The organism is Mesorhizobium sp. (genome assembly GCF_965229135.1).
GTDB lineage: Bacteria > Pseudomonadota > Alphaproteobacteria > Rhizobiales > Rhizobiaceae > Mesorhizobium.
Map to the genome: position 1 here is coordinate 4,251,072 of NZ_OZ245860.1, position 13,976 is coordinate 4,265,047.

Here is a 13,976-nt window from a genome sequence, read left to right on the forward strand (position 1 = left end):
CAATCAGATCTTGAAAAAGCCCGCTTCGAGCGGGCTTTTTGTTGTCGGCGGTTGCTTCGATGTCAGGTTCGGGCCGCGCGGTCCGGCGCCATGCCATAATCCTCGCTGCGCTCCACGGCACGATAGAAGTCGGCAAGCTGCTTGCCGCGTTCCGGCTTGAAGATACGCCCGGCAATGATGACCGACGCGATGCGATCGATGCGGAAGGCGCGGAAATCGTCGCGCATCTCGCACCACGCGACCAGCGTCCACACCTTGCCCCAGAACCAGAGGCCCAGCGGGCGGATATCGCGGGCGGTGCCACGGCCCGCCTCGTCGCAGTAGTCGATCGTCAGCACCTGTCGTTTCTCGACCGCGCGCTCGATGAGGTCGATTGCCTCGCGGGCAGCGTCGCTCACCACCCACATGGGCGTGTGGATCTCCGTGCGGGCAATACGGTCCTTTTCGGCGTCGGGCAGCACGGCGCCGATCTTCACCAGCGCCTCATCCGCGGCCCTCGCCATGGCGGCGCCGCCAAAGGCGCGGACCATGCGGGCTCCGGCGACCAGCGCCACGATCTCGTCACGCGTGAACATCAGCGGTGGAAGGTCGAAACCCTCCCTCATCATGTAGCCAACGCCAGCCTCTCCGTCGATCGGCACCCCGGTCGACTGCAAGTCGGCTATGTCGCGGTAGATCGTTCGCTCGGAAACCTCGAGCCACGTGCCAAGCTTCTGGGCGGTGACCAGACGGCCACCGCGCAGATGCTGCACGATCTGAAAGAGCCTGTCTGCGCGGCGCATCGTATCGTCCCTCGGCGTTGCGTCCATGCATGTCTTTGCCCAAAACCGGTTCCCACTTTCGGGCGACATACATTATGGTTTCAGTCCTTCGCGCTTGCGTTGCGCGGCAACAAATGCCGTGCCGAAGGACAATTTCCTCGTCGTCGGCGTCTTCGCGTCGAGCACGCGCCAGAATGGCGCGATGTCGTTCAGCGTCATGCCTCGTTCGAGGTCCTCATTGGCTGCCTCGGCGACGGTGCGCAGATGATAACCTATTGTGACTGGGCATGTCACTTCGGCGCCGTGCTCCATGGCGAGCGCGGTGCGCAGGGCGCGGACATCCATGTCCACGCCCCGCGGGATCGTGCGGATGAAATCATCCACCTGCCGGGCCGTCGGCACCAGCATCGGCTGATCCTCCATGACATCGGCGAACGCACGCGGTGACGGCTTGATGCCGTGAATACCGGGTGTGTTCAGCCTGTCGTTCCAGCTCTTCATCGATCGTGCTCTCGATCATATGCGGATATAATCGCATGTCCCTCCTGACAGCATTCTGTCAGGAGGCTTCAGTATATTCGTTGGCGAATATCGTACGCATCTGGGCCAAGTCACCGGCCCGTTCCGGATAGAGCGCGTTCAGGAAGGCCAAGGCAAACGTGCCAGGCGCGGAACCCGGAGCGGAAACGATCGAGCCATCCGCAACGGCATGCGGAACGTCCTGATAGTTCACGGCGCCGGAATAAAAGGGCAGCTTTTCGCTGATCCAGTCCCTGCCATTGCTGGTGTGTCCAGCCTTGTCGAACAAGCCGGCCCGGGCCAGCGCCAGCGTCCCGGCGCAGATGCCGCCGACCACACCACCGCGCTGCGCCACCGTCGTAAGCAACTCCGCGACGTCCGGTGGCGCCGTGCCAGACCATTGGTCCGAGCCGATGACGGCGATCGCATCAAGATCGATATTCTCGCCAACCTCGGCCGCGCGCTCGGGCATCAGCCGAAAACCGCTGATCCCGGTTACCGGCTTGCCGTCCGGTGTCAGCGACACCGTGCGTGCGCCAAAACATTCGACCGCGGATGCCGCCAGCAGGCCGTATTCCCAGTCGGCGAAGCCTTCGATGAAAAGGATGCCGATTTTCTTCTGATCTGGCATGAGCTCGCTCCATCCCCCGCGCGCCGGACCTGTTATCTGGGCACTGTCGCGCCCATATCCAACCGCGCCGTAGCAAAATTGGTCTCAATTGCTCCGCATGCGGCGTTCGGCATACATGTCAGGCCAGCCGATGTCCTTGCGGATATCCGGCGGCAACGCGTTCATGAACCGCTGGGTGCGGATCTCGTTGCGCATCGTCCGTATCTTGCCGACATAATGCTGCATTCCGCGCAGAATGGTAAAACCGTTCATGACGTGACTCCTCTCTCTTTGATGGAGGCATCATCGCACACCCCTGCTGACAGCAGTCTGTCAGGAGGGGTGGAGACCAGGCGAGATGTCGAATGTGCCTGGCTGTCGAGGGCGGCAGCGTTCAGTCCGCGGCGACGGACCGTCGGGTTTCGGGCTCTTCGGAGATGGAGCGGACGTTCCAATATGAGGAGCGACACTTCTCGTAGATTTCTTCGAGACCAGGGAGACGACCATGAGCCTGCAACTGACCGGAATTCATCATCTGACCGCGGTCACCGCGAATGCAGCTGGAAACCTGCATTTCTACAGGAACATACTGGGCTTGCGGCTGGTCAAGAAGACCGTGGACCAGGACGATATGTCTGCCTATCACCTGTTTTATGCCGATGGTCAGGCGACGCGTGGCAGCGACATCACCTTCTTCGACTGGCCGGTTGGACCGGAGCGGCGCGGCACCCACGGCATCGTCCGGACGAGCCTGCGGTTTGCGAGCCGCGAAAACCTCGCGTGGTGGAAAGAGCGCCTTGCCGGAGAGGGCGTTCTGTCAGGAGAGATCGGCGACATTGGCGGCGACCCCTCGCTGGCGTTTCGTCAGCGATGGCGGCAAGGATAGCCTGCGCGGTGCGCGATCTTTGATCTCCCAGGGCGGACAGCAGGCGACCGGAATCGTTCATGATGCTCGCGCCTCCGGTCGCGGCCTGCGTTCTGGACCCAGGTTTTGACAGTTGGTCGCGTTGCTGGTCAAAGACGGCATGACGAAACTCCTTGCCCTTGTCATTGTCGGCTTCATGGTGATCCAGCTCATCAAGCCAATCGGCTGGCCTGGGCTCAAGCGTCGCGGCGATTTCTGGAAGCTGGCGCTGCTTGCCATGGCGGCGATCTCGCTGGCGGCCGTGCTCGGGCATTTGACTTAACTGGCGATCACCGTCCCGACGAGATGTTCCGCCCATGCCCGATAGCCCGCTTCCGATGCGTGAAAACCGTCGGAGGCAAATCCGGCCTCGGGATTGGTGATCGGCAGCCGCGGCGCTGGCACCGCGCCGCGCTCGAGGCACAGGCGCTCGCCCATTCGGTTCATCTCGACGGCGCGGATCTCGAGGATCTTGCCGAGCAAGGACGGCATTGCCGGAGCACGGGTGAATTCCAGCACGGGCGACCACACCACGCGTGCTTCCGGCCATTTGGCGCGCAATGCATAGAGCAGGCCGCCGAACTCCTTCTTGAAGCGCGAGACCGAATGAAAATTCTTGGTGTCGTTGGTGCCGATGGCCAGCACGATATGGGTCCACGGGTCGGCAGAAAGATTGGGCAGGACGTGATCGCGAATCTGCCCGGAAGTCGCCGAATTGAAGCCGGCCGCCCGCCAGCGCACGGCCCTGCCGGTGCTCTGTGAAATCAAGACGGCGAGTTGCGCGGCAAGCCCGTTCTCCGAATTGCCGATCCCGACGGAAGCCGCCGAGGAATCGCCGAGCACCAGCAGCGCGATTGATGGCGTCTTGCCCGGGAGATCATGCATGACCGGGCCCTGGGCCGGCAGCATGCGGGTGGTGCGGCGGCGCACGCCCAATCCCTGCCAGACATAAACCGGAAGGGCGAGCCAGGTGAGAAGGGCCAGGAAAAGTCGCATCACGATACCCTTGGACGAACAACGAGCATTAACCGATGTCGCGTCCAAGGTGAACGGTACAGCCGCCTCGATGCGTTAATCGCAGCAGTTGCCCCTGGTCCCTGGTCCGTCGCAATATTCGTCGTGCAGGCGCACCCAATCCATCAGGCCATGGTAGGGGCCGGTTTCGTTGCGGCCCTTCGGCGTCATGTCAAGATAATCATAAGTGCCGATCAGCGCCTCGCCGCCGCGTGCCCGCGACATGAAGGTGAGGAAGATGTCGCCGTTCTCGTCTTTGTAGAAAACACTGGTGCCGGGAAGCTCCTTCGACGTGCGCGGGCGGGTCTCGAAGTTGTAGGTGGTGTCGCCGGCCGCGATCTGCCTGTCGGTGAAGGAGACCTGCATGTCGAAGTTGAAATCCGATGCGTAGGACGACACCCAGTCGAATTTCCAGCCCATGCGCTGCTTGTAGGGCAGGAGCTCGGCCAGCGGCGCGCGCGCGCTCACGACCAGCGACACGTCGTGATGCTTGAGATGCTGGTTGGCGCCGTCGATATGATCGGCCAGGAACGAACAGCCTTCGCAATGATGATTTGACCCTGGCCCGAGCATGAAGTGGTAGACGATCAGCTGGCTGTTGGCACCGAACAGATCGGCCAGTTTCCTCGGCCCTTGCTCGGTCTCGAAGACATACTCCTTCCGGATCTTTAGCCAGGGCAGTGCACGCCGCTCAGCCGCGATCCGTTCGCGAAACCGCGTCAACTCTTTCTCGCGAGCCAGATGCGCCTTGTGCGCGTGAAACCAGTCTTCGCGTGAAACGATCTTTCTGCTGTTCATGGACATCTCCCTGGCTTGCCTCCCCAAGGACGTCCGAGATCGGTACAAACCGACATCGTCCCCTTTGCCGAAGAGGAAATAAGAGCGCGGAAGTTCCACCCCAAGCCCGGCAGGTCACAACAAAAAACCCGGGCACATGGCCCGGGTCTGAAGGAGGAGGCGGGAATGCCGGTCAGGCGGCGTGTTCCAGGCCCGGCTTCCATTTTCCAAGCGCCGCCAGATGGTTCATGTAGGCGCGATGGGTGAAAGCGGCCTGGCCGGCGGCCACGTTCGATGCCTTGCCGCTCCAGGCCTTCTGCGGTGCCGCCTGCAAGGCACGGCCATAGGAGAAGGTCAGCTTCCACGGATGCGGGCCGATGGCGTTGATGGCATTGAGGTTGGCGGTCGCCTCCTCGTCCTCCTGGCCACCGGACAGGAAGGCGATCCCTGGTACCGCGACCGGCACGGTCTCACGGAAAAGCTTGATCGTTTTCTCCGCGACCTCTTCGGGGCTGTCCACCTTGCCCGATTTCTTGCCGGATATGACCATGTTCGGCTTCAGTATGGTGCCCTCCAGCACGACACGGGCCGCGTTGAGTTCGTCATAGAGTTTCAGCAGCGTTGCCTTCGAGACCTGGTAGCAGGTGTCGATGTCGTGGGCGCCGTCCATCAGCACTTCCGGCTCGACGATCGGCACGATGCCGGCCTCCTGGCAGAGCGCCGCATAGCGGGCGAGCGCATGGGTGTTGGACGCGATCGAATTGGCTGATGGAACGCCCCTGGTGGTGTCGATGTCGATTACCGCGCGCCATTTGGCGAAACGCGCGCCGAGCTTGTAGTAGTCGGCCAGGCGTTCGCGCAGGCCGTCGAGGCCCTCGGTGATGGTGTCGCCGGGAAAGCCGGCCAGGGGCTTTGCGCCGGCGTCGACCTTGATGCCGGGAATGGCGCCGGCCGCCTTGATGATGTCGACCAGCGGCGTGCCGTCGGCGGCCTTCTGGCGGATGGTCTCGTCGTAGAGGATGACGCCGGAAATGTACTTCGTCATCGCGTCCTTGGCGCGGAACATCATCTCGCGATAGTCGCGGCGGCTGTCGGCTGTCGACTCGACGCCAATGACGTCGAAGCGCTTCTTGATGGTGCCGGAACTTTCATCGGCCGCCAACAGGCCCTTGCCACCGGCCACGATAGCCGCGGCAATGTCTTCGAGACGTTCGCTCATTCTGCTTCTCCTCACCGGGTCTGTTCCGCGCTTAACGGAAGTCTATCGCCAAAGGAATGGCATCGGAAAGCTCGAATCGATTGAAAGTTTCCGGCGCCTGCCGCAGGTGCCGCCGATCCGGCAAAACCTATTTCTTCAGCACGTCAACGCCAGGCAGCGGCTTGCCCTCCATCCACTCCAGGAAGGCGCCGCCGGCGGTCGAGACATAGGTGAAATCGTCGGCGACGCCAGCGTGATTGAGAGCCGCCACCGTGTCGCCGCCACCGGCGACGGAGACCAGCTTACCGGCCTTCGTGCGTTCCGCCGCATGCCTGGCAGTGGCCACGGTCGCATGATCGAACGGCTCGATCTCGAAAGCGCCGAGCGGACCATTCCAGACCAGCGTGGCGGCGCGATCGATCCATTCGCCAATTGTTCTGACGGTCTTCTCGCCAACGTCCAGAATCATGCCGTCGGCCGGCACGTCGGTGATGGCCACTGTTTCGGAGGCGGCGCCCGCCTTGAATTCCCGGGCGACGACGCCATCGACCGGCAGGATGATGGCGCAGCCCGATTCCGCTGCCTCGATCATGATCTGCTTGGCGGTCTTGGCCAAGTCATGCTCGCACAGGGATTTGCCGACATCGGTGCCGCGCGCTGCAAGGAAAGTGTTGGCCATGCCGCCGCCGATGACCAGGGCATCGACCTTCTTCACAAGGTTCATCAGGAGGTCGATCTTTGTCGACACCTTGGCGCCGCCAACGATGGCAACGACGGGCCGGACCGGATTGCCCAGGCCTTTTTCAAGCGCTTCGAGTTCAGCCTGCATGGTGCGGCCGGCAAAGGCCGGCAGCAGTCGCGCCAGGCCCTCCGTCGACGAATGGGCGCGGTGCGCCGCCGAGAAGGCGTCGTTGACGAAGATGTCGCCATTGGCGGCGAGCTTCTCGGTGAAGGCCGGGTCGTTCTTTTCCTCCGCCTTGTAGAAGCGGGTGTTCTCAAGCAGCAAGACGTCGCCCTTGTTCATGGCCGCGACGGCGCTTGCCGCCGTGTCGCCAGTGCAATCGGAAGCGAAGCCGACGGGGCGGCCGAGCACATCGGCAGTCGCCCTGGCGATCGGCTCCAGCGAGAATTCCGCCGAGGGGCCGTCCTTGGGGCGGCCAAAATGGGCGAGCAGGATGACCTTGGCGCCCTTGCCGGACAGTTCCGCGATGGTCGGCGCTATGCGCTCGATGCGGGTGGCGTCGGTGACCTTGCCGCTGGCGACGGGAACGTTCAGATCGACGCGCACCAGCACGCGTTTGCCGCTGATGTCGCCGATGTCGTCGAGTGTCTTGAAGGCAGCCATGCTGGTTCCTTTCGCGCGAAAATCGCCGGGACATTACCCCGCACCATCGATGATGCAAGGCTTACGGCGCAAGCCCGCGGAAAATTTGATGTTGTGCGGGCGGAAGGAACCGGCCCTATTCCGTCTTTTCAGAAACAGGCGGTACCGCAGGCGTCTCTCGCGCCTCGGCGATCTGCGTCTCGGTCGGCTTGCGCCAGTTGCGGATGAAGGCGCTGAGACGGTCGCCCATCTCGCCGGCGCTGAGGAAGACCGGCACCCGGGCCACTGGCGCTGTCGGCTCGAAGGACAGGCCGAGCCCGATGATCTTGCCCTTGTCGTCGACGTCGCGGACAATCAGTTCGATCGGACCAAGCAACACGCGGTCGGCATATTCGGCATGGCCGCCGAGCCGCGCCGTGACCAGGGCGCCGATGGTGAGCTTTTGTTCTGCTTCAGTGAGGCCCGGCGCATAGGCGGCCTCCAGTTCGGCGGCCGAGCGTGCCGGATCGACGGCAAAGGCGCCGAAGAAATCCGCATCCTCCGGGTCGACCACGGCGCGGCTGGCGAACAGCTTGTCAAGCAGGCGCGGATAGCGGTCGGGCACGAAGATATAAACCTGATCGCCGGCGGCCAGCCGGCCCATGTCCTGGAACCGCATGGAGCGCCCGTCGCGCAACACCAGCGAGGGACGCGCCCAGCGCGGAATGCGCTCGCCGCGCGCGACCGGGCTGCCGGGCGCCACGCGATAGGCCAGAAGCTCGTGGTGGGCCGAACCGGGCAGTTCCAGTTCGACCTTGTCCAGGGGGCCAAGGCGGGCCGGCACGATGAGGCCGAGGCGGCGCGCCAGCGGTCCGACGGTCCAGCCCTGGATGACCAGCGACACCAGCACGATGATGAAGGCGGTGTTGAAGATGATGCGGCCGTTTTCGAGCCCGCCGAGCAGCGGGGTGATGGCAAGCAGGATCGACACCGCGCCGCGCAGGCCGACCCAGGACACGAAGGCGACTTCCGGGCGGGGCAGGCGGAAGGGGATCAGGCAGAGCCAGACCGCGATCGGCCGTGCGACGAACATCAGGAACAGGCCAAGCCCTATGGCCGGCAGCATGATGGCCGGGAACTGCGAAGGCGTCGCGAACAGACCGAGAATCAGGAACATGATGATCTGCGCCAGCCATGACATGCCGTCCTGGAAACGCTTGAGGATGGTGACGGCGCGGATGTCGGAATTGCCGGCGATCAATCCGGCGAGATAGACAGCCAGGAAACCGGAGCCGCCAATGGCGCCGGCGGCGGCAAAGACCATCAGCGACAGGGTGAGCACGAAGATCGGCAACAGGCCGTGGTCGAGATTGAGCCGATCGACGAGCCGCACGATGGCGAGGCCGCCGAGCACGCCGACGACAGCACCGAGGCCCATGTTGAGAAGGAAGCCCAGCACGAGATTGACGACCAGCACATTGGTCTCGGGGTTGGCGTGTGCGGCGATGATCTCGACCAGGGTGATGGTCAGGAAGATGGCGATCGGATCGTTGGTGCCGGATTCCACCTCGAGCGTGGAGCGCACGCGTTCGCGAAGATTGATCTCTCCGGCGCGCAACAGGAAGAACACCGCGGCCGCGTCGGTCGAGGCGACCGCCGCTCCGAGCAGGAAGGATTCCAGCCAGGTGAGGCTGAGGAGGTAATGGGCGGCGGCGCCGAACAGTCCGGTGGTGAGGAGCACCCCGGCCGTTGCCAGCGAAAGCGCGGGTCCCGCTGCCTGGCGCAATGCATTGAGCGGCGTGCCGAAGCCCGAATCGAAAAGGATGACGGCAAGCGCAAGTGAGCCGGCAAAATATGCCACGCGCGCATTGTCGAACTGGATGCCGAGGCCGTCGGTGCCGGTGGCAAGACCGATGCACAGGAAGAGCAGCAGGAGAGGGGCACCGAAGCGAAAGGCGATCAAGCTCGAAAACGCGGCGGCAACGACAAGCGCTGTGCCCACCAGCGTGACGAGATAGATCGCATGCTCCATCCGTGATTTGCCCCTCGAATTCCTCTGTTTCCCGCTTTGCGTGAGAGTGGGGCGAAGACATGACCAGTGCAAGGCGGCAGGGAGGTTTTTTGACCTATGCCGCTGATTTTCCGGTTTGCGGATGCCGCGCCGGGAACACGGCGAAGACGGCGCGGCGGCGTCTCAGACGCGCCGGAAAAGGGTGGGGTAGTCGCCGACCACGCCGTGCCCGTCCACCGGGAGGTCGGCGGCGAAAGTCCGATCGGCGGCCTCGTAGCGATAAAGCCGTCCAGCCTGCAGGCAGGTGTAGCGCTGGGCATCCCTGAAGGGCACGAAATCGTCGAAAGGCACGTAGAGCATGTCGAGCTGGACCGTGCCGGCTTCCGGCTTCAGCTCGAGCCGTCTGATGGGCAAGGTGTTGGTGAAGGGCGTGCCGGCCAGATCGATGTCCAGGCAGCCGTCGAATTCCGGACGCGGCTTGCCGCCAAGACTGCGCCAGTGGCCAGCTCCGTCCGAGAGCAAGGCAAGGCCCCGGCCGTCCGTCGTCAGAATCCTGAACGCGCGCACGCACCAGTTGGTGTCGCAATCGATCCGGTAATTCAGTCCGTAAGGCTTTTCGCCGCGCTCTCCGATGACGACGCTTTCGGCAACGATGCCGCCGGCGTCGGGGCGCAGCGTGAGATGTTCAAGCCCGGTGCCTTGCACCGGGCTCCAGCGTATCGTGCGCGAGGTCAGCGCGTCGAACACGTGCCCTCAGATGGTCTTGCCGAAGGCGACGGCGGTGTCCGACATGCGGTTGGAGAAGCCCCACTCATTGTCGTACCAGGAAAGGACCGAAACGAAGTTGCCGTCCATGACCTTGGTCTGGTCGAGCGCCATGATCGACGAACGCGGATCGTGGTTGAAGTCGATCGAGACGTTCGGGTGATGGGTGACGCCCAGTATGCCCTTGAGCTTGCCGTTCGAGGCGGCGATCACCGCGTCATTGATTTCTTGCACGGTCGTCGCACGCTTGGCGATGAACTTGAAGTCGACGACCGAGACGTTCGGGGTCGGCACGCGGATGGAAATACCATCGAGCTTGCCCTTGAGGTCGGGCAGGACGAGGCCGATCGCCTTGGCCGCACCGGTCGAGGTCGGGATCTGCGACAAAGCCGCGGCGCGGGCGCGGTAGAGGTCCTTGTGCATGGTGTCCAGCGTCGGCTGGTCGCCCGTATAGGAGTGGATCGTCGTCATCATGCCTTTTTCGATGCCGACCGTCTCGTGCAGCACCGCTGCCAGCGGCGCCAGGCAGTTGGTGGTGCAGGAGGCATTCGAGATGACGATGTGGTCCTTGGTCAGCTTGTCGTGGTTGATGCCGTAGACCACGGTGAGATCGGCGCCTTCGGCCGGGGCCGAAACCACCACGCGCTTGGCGCCGGCGGTCAGGTGCGCCGCGGCTTTGTCGCGGGCGGTGAAGATGCCGGTGCATTCGAGAGCGATGTCGATGCCCAGTTCCTTCCACGGCAACTGCGACGGATCCTTAATCGCGGTGACCTTGAACTTTTCCTTGCCGACGGTGATCTGGTCGCCGGAGACCGAGACTTCATGCGGAAAGCGACCGTGCACGCTGTCGTAGCGCAACAGGTGCGCATTGGTCTCGACCGGGCCGAGATCGTTGACGGCGACGACTTCGATGTCCTTGCGGCCGGATTCATGGATGGCGCGCAGGATGTTGCGGCCGATGCGGCCGAATCCGTTGATGGCAACTCTGACGGTCATTTTTCTCTCCCTGGGAGATGGAGGGCAGACGAGGGGTCCGCAGCTTCATAGCGGCGTAAGCGGAAAGAATCCAGCCGCAGCGGCATGGATTTAAATCGATTAGGTTAGGCCAGCCCGGCGGAATCGCTCTGCGCGATTTCGCCGGATCATTTTGTTTCGTGCGTGTCGCCGTCCCAAGACAACCGGGTATTTTGGGGCGACATGCACAAATCTCACTTGCCGTGCAGGCGGGCCTCCGCCGCCTTGGCGGCTGCATCGGCGGTGATGCCGAAATGCGGATAGAGCTGCTCGATCGTGCCCGAGGCGCCGAAGCCGGTCATGCCGATGAAGATGCCGTCCGAGCCGATGAGATGATCCCAGCCCTGACGGATGCCTGCTTCGATCGCCATCTTGACCGGTGCGTTGCCGATCGTCTTCTTGCGGTAGTCGTCGCTCTGCTTGTCGAACAGTTCGAAGCAGGGAACAGAAACGACACGGGTCGGGTAGCCGTGCTTTTCCAACTGGTCGCGGGCTGCGAGCGCGATCTCGATCTCCGAACCGGTGGCGAAGATCGTCACGGCGGCTTCACCGCTGGCGGCGGCCAGCTCGTAAGCGCCCCGGCCGCTCAGGTTCTCGGCGACGAATTCGGTGCGCACCGTCGGCAGGTTCTGGCGGGTCAGCGCCAGCGTCGAAGGCGTCTTCTCCGACTCGAGGGCCAATTGCCAGCATTCGGCGGTCTCGACCGCGTCTGCCGGGCGGAAGACATTGTGGTTCGGGATGGCCCGCAGCGCCGCCAGATGCTCGACCGGCTGGTGGGTCGGGCCGTCTTCACCCAGGCCGATGGAATCATGGGTCATGACGAAGATCGAGCGGATGCCCATCAGCGAGGACAGCCGCATGGCCGGACGCGCGTAGTCGGAGAAGCACAGGAAGGTGCCGCCATAGGCGATGATGCCGCCATACAGCGTCAGGCCATTGATCGCGGCGGCCATGCCATGCTCGCGAATGCCGTAGTGGACATAGCGCTGGCCATAGTCGTCCGGGGTGATGTTCTTGGTCTGGCTGGTCTTGGTGTTGTTGGAGCCGGTCAGGTCGGCCGAGCCGCCGATGGTCTCGGGCACCGCGCCATTGATCACTTCCAGCGCCATTTCCGACGATTTGCGGGTGGCGACCTTCGGCTTGTCGGCCGAGAGCTTCTTCTTGTAGTCGGCGATGACGGCATCGAAGTTGGCCGGCAGCTTGCCGGAGACGCGGCGCTCGAATTCGCCGCGCAGCTTCGCGTCGGCCTTGGCCAGGCAGCCTTCCCAGTCGGTGCGCGGCTTGACGCCAGCCTTGCCGGCCGCGCGCCAGGCGTCGAGGATGTCGGCAGGAATCTCGAAGGGCGGTGACTCCCAGTTGAAGAATTTACGCGCACCGGCGATCTCGTCCGCGCCGAGCGGCGAACCATGCGCCTTGTTGGTGCCGGCCTTGGTCGGCGCGCCGAAGCCGATGGTCGTCTTGCAGGCGATCATCGTCGGCTTGTCGGAATGACGGGCGGTCTCGATGGCGTAGGCGATGGCTTCCGGATCCGTGCCGTCGATATGGCGGGCATTCCAACCCGATGCCTGGAAACGGGCAACCTGATCGGTGTTGTCGGAAAGCGAGACAGGACCGTCGATCGAGATGTTGTTGTTGTCCCAGAAGACGATCAGCTTGTTGAGCTTGAGGTGCCCGGCAAGCGCGATGGCTTCCTGCGAAATGCCTTCCATCAGGCAGCCGTCACCGGCCAGAACATAGGTATAGTGGTCGACGAGGTCATTGCCGAAGGCAGCGTTCATGATGCGCTCGCCGAGCGCGAAGCCGACCGAATTGGCGAGGCCCTGGCCGAGCGGGCCGGTGGTGGTCTCGATGCCTGTGGCATGGCCGTATTCCGGATGCCCCGCCGTCTTCGACCCCAACTGGCGAAAATTCTTGATCTGGTCGATTGTCATGTCTTCGTAGCCGGTCAGATACAGCAGCGAATAGAGCAACATCGAGCCATGTCCGGCCGACAGGATGAAGCGGTCGCGGTCGGGCCAATGGGGGTTCTTCGGATCGTATTTCAGGAAACGCGTGAACAGCACCGTGGCGATGTCGGCGCAGCCCATGGGCAGGCCGGGATGGCCGGAATTTGCCTTCTCGACGGCGTCCATGGCGAGAAAACGGATCGCGTTCGCCATCCGGTCATGTTGTTCGCGCGAGCTCATGTTTCCTCCGTGGTGGGGGTTTCGGGCATAGGGAAAGCCCTTGAAAAGGTGCCGCGACACATAGCAGGCGCGGCCTTTTAGTCAACAAATCGGTGCGCTTTTGCCTGTCTTGTGATGGGCGTCAGGCCGGCACATTAGCCTTAGCGGGGGACAGTCGCGAGAGGTTTATTGACGTGCGCTTAACACGGCGCGTAATGTTTCTTGGATAACGCGTTCTGAACGCGAGCGATTCGGTGATGGGCAGGGCACAGGACGAAGGCCATGACCGGGGAAACGACACTGAAAGAAGTCATTGCCAGGCTGGGCAAGGCCATCGAGGGGCTGGAGAACGCCGTCGCGGCCAAGCTCGAGCATGAGCGGGACTATTCGGAAGCCGAGGCCGAGGTGCAGCGGATGAACGCGGACCGTTCAAGGCTGGCGCAGGAACTCGACAATTCCGAAGCACGCGCCGAACGGCTGGAAGATGCCAACAAGGAAGTGTCGCGCCGGCTGGTGACCGCCATGGAAACCATCCGCGCTGTGTTGGACAGGTAGGGGCTGGCCCAATGGCACAGGTCACGGTTTCCATCGACGGCAAGCAGTATCGCATGGCCTGCGACGAGGGCCAGGAAGAGCATCTCATCGACCTTGCCGAGCGCTTCGACCGCTATGTGTCGCATCTGAAGGATTCCTTCGGCGAAATCGGCGACCAGCGGCTGACCGTCATGGCCGGCATCATGGTCATGGACGAACTCTCCGAACTCCAAAAGCGTATCGCCGGGATGGAGAGCGAAGTCGTGACGCTGCGCAAGACGCGCGACGATGCGCTGACCAAGGCGGACAAGAACGACAGCGTGCTGACGGGGGCGCTTGGCGCGCTTGCCCAGCGCATGGAAGATCTGGCCACCGCGCTGGCGATGCCGAAAGCCTAGGCC

Annotated in this window: 15 protein-coding genes and 1 pseudogene; 4 read left to right on the forward strand and 12 right to left on the reverse strand. The window is 63.2% G+C overall.

Annotated elements, in window-relative coordinates; all coding sequences use genetic code 11:
• Positions 1-62: 62 nt before the first annotated feature.
• From ACO07C_RS20255 to ACO07C_RS20270, 4 genes are all read right to left on the reverse strand, one after another.
• The gene (locus ACO07C_RS20255; protein WP_227349662.1) at positions 63-782 is read right to left on the reverse strand and encodes a helix-turn-helix transcriptional regulator; all 720 of its coding nucleotides are present in this window, start codon (positions 780-782) and stop codon (positions 63-65) included.
• A 72-nt stretch (positions 783-854) separates the two neighbouring features.
• Positions 855-1,262: a hypothetical protein gene (locus ACO07C_RS20260; RefSeq protein WP_421915932.1), complete on the reverse strand. Its 408-nt coding sequence runs from the start codon at positions 1,260-1,262 to the stop codon at positions 855-857.
• 58 nt (positions 1,263-1,320) lie between these two features.
• Positions 1,321-1,911, reverse strand: coding sequence for a DJ-1/PfpI family protein (locus tag ACO07C_RS20265; protein ID WP_421915933.1), 591 nt, complete (start codon positions 1,909-1,911; stop codon positions 1,321-1,323).
• A gap of 84 nt (positions 1,912-1,995) precedes the next feature.
• Positions 1,996-2,163 carry a hypothetical protein gene (locus ACO07C_RS20270; protein ID WP_421915934.1) on the reverse strand — a complete coding sequence of 56 codons (168 nt, stop codon included), beginning with the start codon at positions 2,161-2,163 and terminating at the stop codon, positions 1,996-1,998.
• 232 nt (positions 2,164-2,395) lie between these two features.
• On the opposite strand from ACO07C_RS20270, the pseudogene ACO07C_RS20275 reads away from it, so the two are divergent.
• Positions 2,396-2,767, forward strand: a pseudogene (locus ACO07C_RS20275) (VOC family protein); the annotation flags it as partial.
• Between the two features lie 148 nt (positions 2,768-2,915).
• Entirely contained in the window at positions 2,916-3,077 is a 162-nt protein-coding gene (locus ACO07C_RS20280; RefSeq protein ID WP_080512074.1) for a hypothetical protein, read from the forward strand.
• Here ACO07C_RS20280 and ACO07C_RS20285 read toward each other — a convergent pair.
• From ACO07C_RS20285 to tkt, 8 genes are all read right to left on the reverse strand, one after another.
• The gene (locus ACO07C_RS20285; protein WP_421915935.1) at positions 3,074-3,790 is read right to left on the reverse strand and encodes an SGNH/GDSL hydrolase family protein; all 717 of its coding nucleotides are present in this window, start codon (positions 3,788-3,790) and stop codon (positions 3,074-3,076) included. The genes ACO07C_RS20280 and ACO07C_RS20285 overlap by 4 nt on opposite strands.
• Before the next feature lie 75 nt (positions 3,791-3,865).
• On the reverse strand, positions 3,866-4,606 hold the full coding sequence (locus ACO07C_RS20290) for a DUF899 domain-containing protein (RefSeq protein ID WP_421915936.1): 741 nt from the start codon (positions 4,604-4,606) through the stop codon (positions 3,866-3,868).
• 172 nt (positions 4,607-4,778) lie between these two features.
• On the reverse strand, positions 4,779-5,804 hold the full coding sequence (locus ACO07C_RS20295) for a class I fructose-bisphosphate aldolase (RefSeq protein ID WP_421915937.1): 1,026 nt from the start codon (positions 5,802-5,804) through the stop codon (positions 4,779-4,781).
• A 127-nt stretch (positions 5,805-5,931) separates the two neighbouring features.
• Positions 5,932-7,128, reverse strand: a complete 1,197-nt coding sequence (locus ACO07C_RS20300) for a phosphoglycerate kinase (RefSeq protein WP_421915938.1) — start codon at positions 7,126-7,128, stop codon at positions 5,932-5,934.
• 115 nt (positions 7,129-7,243) lie between these two features.
• Entirely contained in the window at positions 7,244-9,118 is a 1,875-nt protein-coding gene (locus ACO07C_RS20305; RefSeq protein ID WP_421915939.1) for a potassium/proton antiporter, read from the reverse strand.
• Between the two features lie 162 nt (positions 9,119-9,280).
• Positions 9,281-9,844 carry a putative glycolipid-binding domain-containing protein gene (locus ACO07C_RS20310; protein WP_421915940.1) on the reverse strand — a complete coding sequence of 188 codons (564 nt, stop codon included), beginning with the start codon at positions 9,842-9,844 and terminating at the stop codon, positions 9,281-9,283.
• Positions 9,845-9,850: 6 nt separating this feature from the next.
• A complete protein-coding gene (gene gap, locus ACO07C_RS20315; protein ID WP_421915941.1) occupies positions 9,851-10,858 on the reverse strand; it encodes a type I glyceraldehyde-3-phosphate dehydrogenase in 1,008 nt (335 codons plus the stop codon).
• A gap of 212 nt (positions 10,859-11,070) precedes the next feature.
• Positions 11,071-13,062, reverse strand: a complete 1,992-nt coding sequence (gene tkt, locus ACO07C_RS20320) for a transketolase (protein WP_421915942.1) — start codon at positions 13,060-13,062, stop codon at positions 11,071-11,073.
• Between the two features lie 261 nt (positions 13,063-13,323).
• On the opposite strand from tkt, the gene ACO07C_RS20325 reads away from it, so the two are divergent.
• Both ACO07C_RS20325 and ACO07C_RS20330 read left to right on the forward strand, forming a co-directional pair.
• A complete protein-coding gene (locus ACO07C_RS20325; RefSeq protein ID WP_006200774.1) occupies positions 13,324-13,596 on the forward strand; it encodes a DUF4164 domain-containing protein in 273 nt (90 codons plus the stop codon).
• An 11-nt stretch (positions 13,597-13,607) separates the two neighbouring features.
• Positions 13,608-13,973 (forward strand): cell division protein ZapA, encoded by a 366-nt coding sequence (locus ACO07C_RS20330; RefSeq protein WP_421915943.1) that lies wholly within the window; start codon positions 13,608-13,610, stop codon positions 13,971-13,973.
• The last annotated feature ends 3 nt before the right edge of the window (positions 13,974-13,976 follow it).

Coding starts and splice junctions, on each gene's coding strand:
- ACO07C_RS20255 (WP_227349662.1), bottom strand. CDS start 782: ATGCGCCGCGCAGACAGGCTCTTTCAGATCGTGCAGCATCTGCGCGGT.
- ACO07C_RS20260 (WP_421915932.1), bottom strand. CDS start 1,262: ATGAAGAGCTGGAACGACAGGCTGAACACACCCGGTATTCACGGCATC.
- ACO07C_RS20265 (WP_421915933.1), bottom strand. CDS start 1,911: ATGCCAGATCAGAAGAAAATCGGCATCCTTTTCATCGAAGGCTTCGCC.
- ACO07C_RS20270 (WP_421915934.1), bottom strand. CDS start 2,163: ATGAACGGTTTTACCATTCTGCGCGGAATGCAGCATTATGTCGGCAAG.
- ACO07C_RS20280 (WP_080512074.1), top strand. CDS start 2,916: ATGACGAAACTCCTTGCCCTTGTCATTGTCGGCTTCATGGTGATCCAG.
- ACO07C_RS20285 (WP_421915935.1), bottom strand. CDS start 3,790: ATGCGACTTTTCCTGGCCCTTCTCACCTGGCTCGCCCTTCCGGTTTAT.
- ACO07C_RS20290 (WP_421915936.1), bottom strand. CDS start 4,606: ATGAACAGCAGAAAGATCGTTTCACGCGAAGACTGGTTTCACGCGCAC.
- ACO07C_RS20295 (WP_421915937.1), bottom strand. CDS start 5,804: ATGAGCGAACGTCTCGAAGACATTGCCGCGGCTATCGTGGCCGGTGGC.
- ACO07C_RS20300 (WP_421915938.1), bottom strand. CDS start 7,128: ATGGCTGCCTTCAAGACACTCGACGACATCGGCGACATCAGCGGCAAA.
- ACO07C_RS20305 (WP_421915939.1), bottom strand. CDS start 9,118: ATGGAGCATGCGATCTATCTCGTCACGCTGGTGGGCACAGCGCTTGTC.
- gap (WP_421915941.1), bottom strand. CDS start 10,858: ATGACCGTCAGAGTTGCCATCAACGGATTCGGCCGCATCGGCCGCAAC.
- tkt (WP_421915942.1), bottom strand. CDS start 13,062: ATGAGCTCGCGCGAACAACATGACCGGATGGCGAACGCGATCCGTTTT.
- ACO07C_RS20325 (WP_006200774.1), top strand. CDS start 13,324: ATGACCGGGGAAACGACACTGAAAGAAGTCATTGCCAGGCTGGGCAAG.
- ACO07C_RS20330 (WP_421915943.1), top strand. CDS start 13,608: ATGGCACAGGTCACGGTTTCCATCGACGGCAAGCAGTATCGCATGGCC.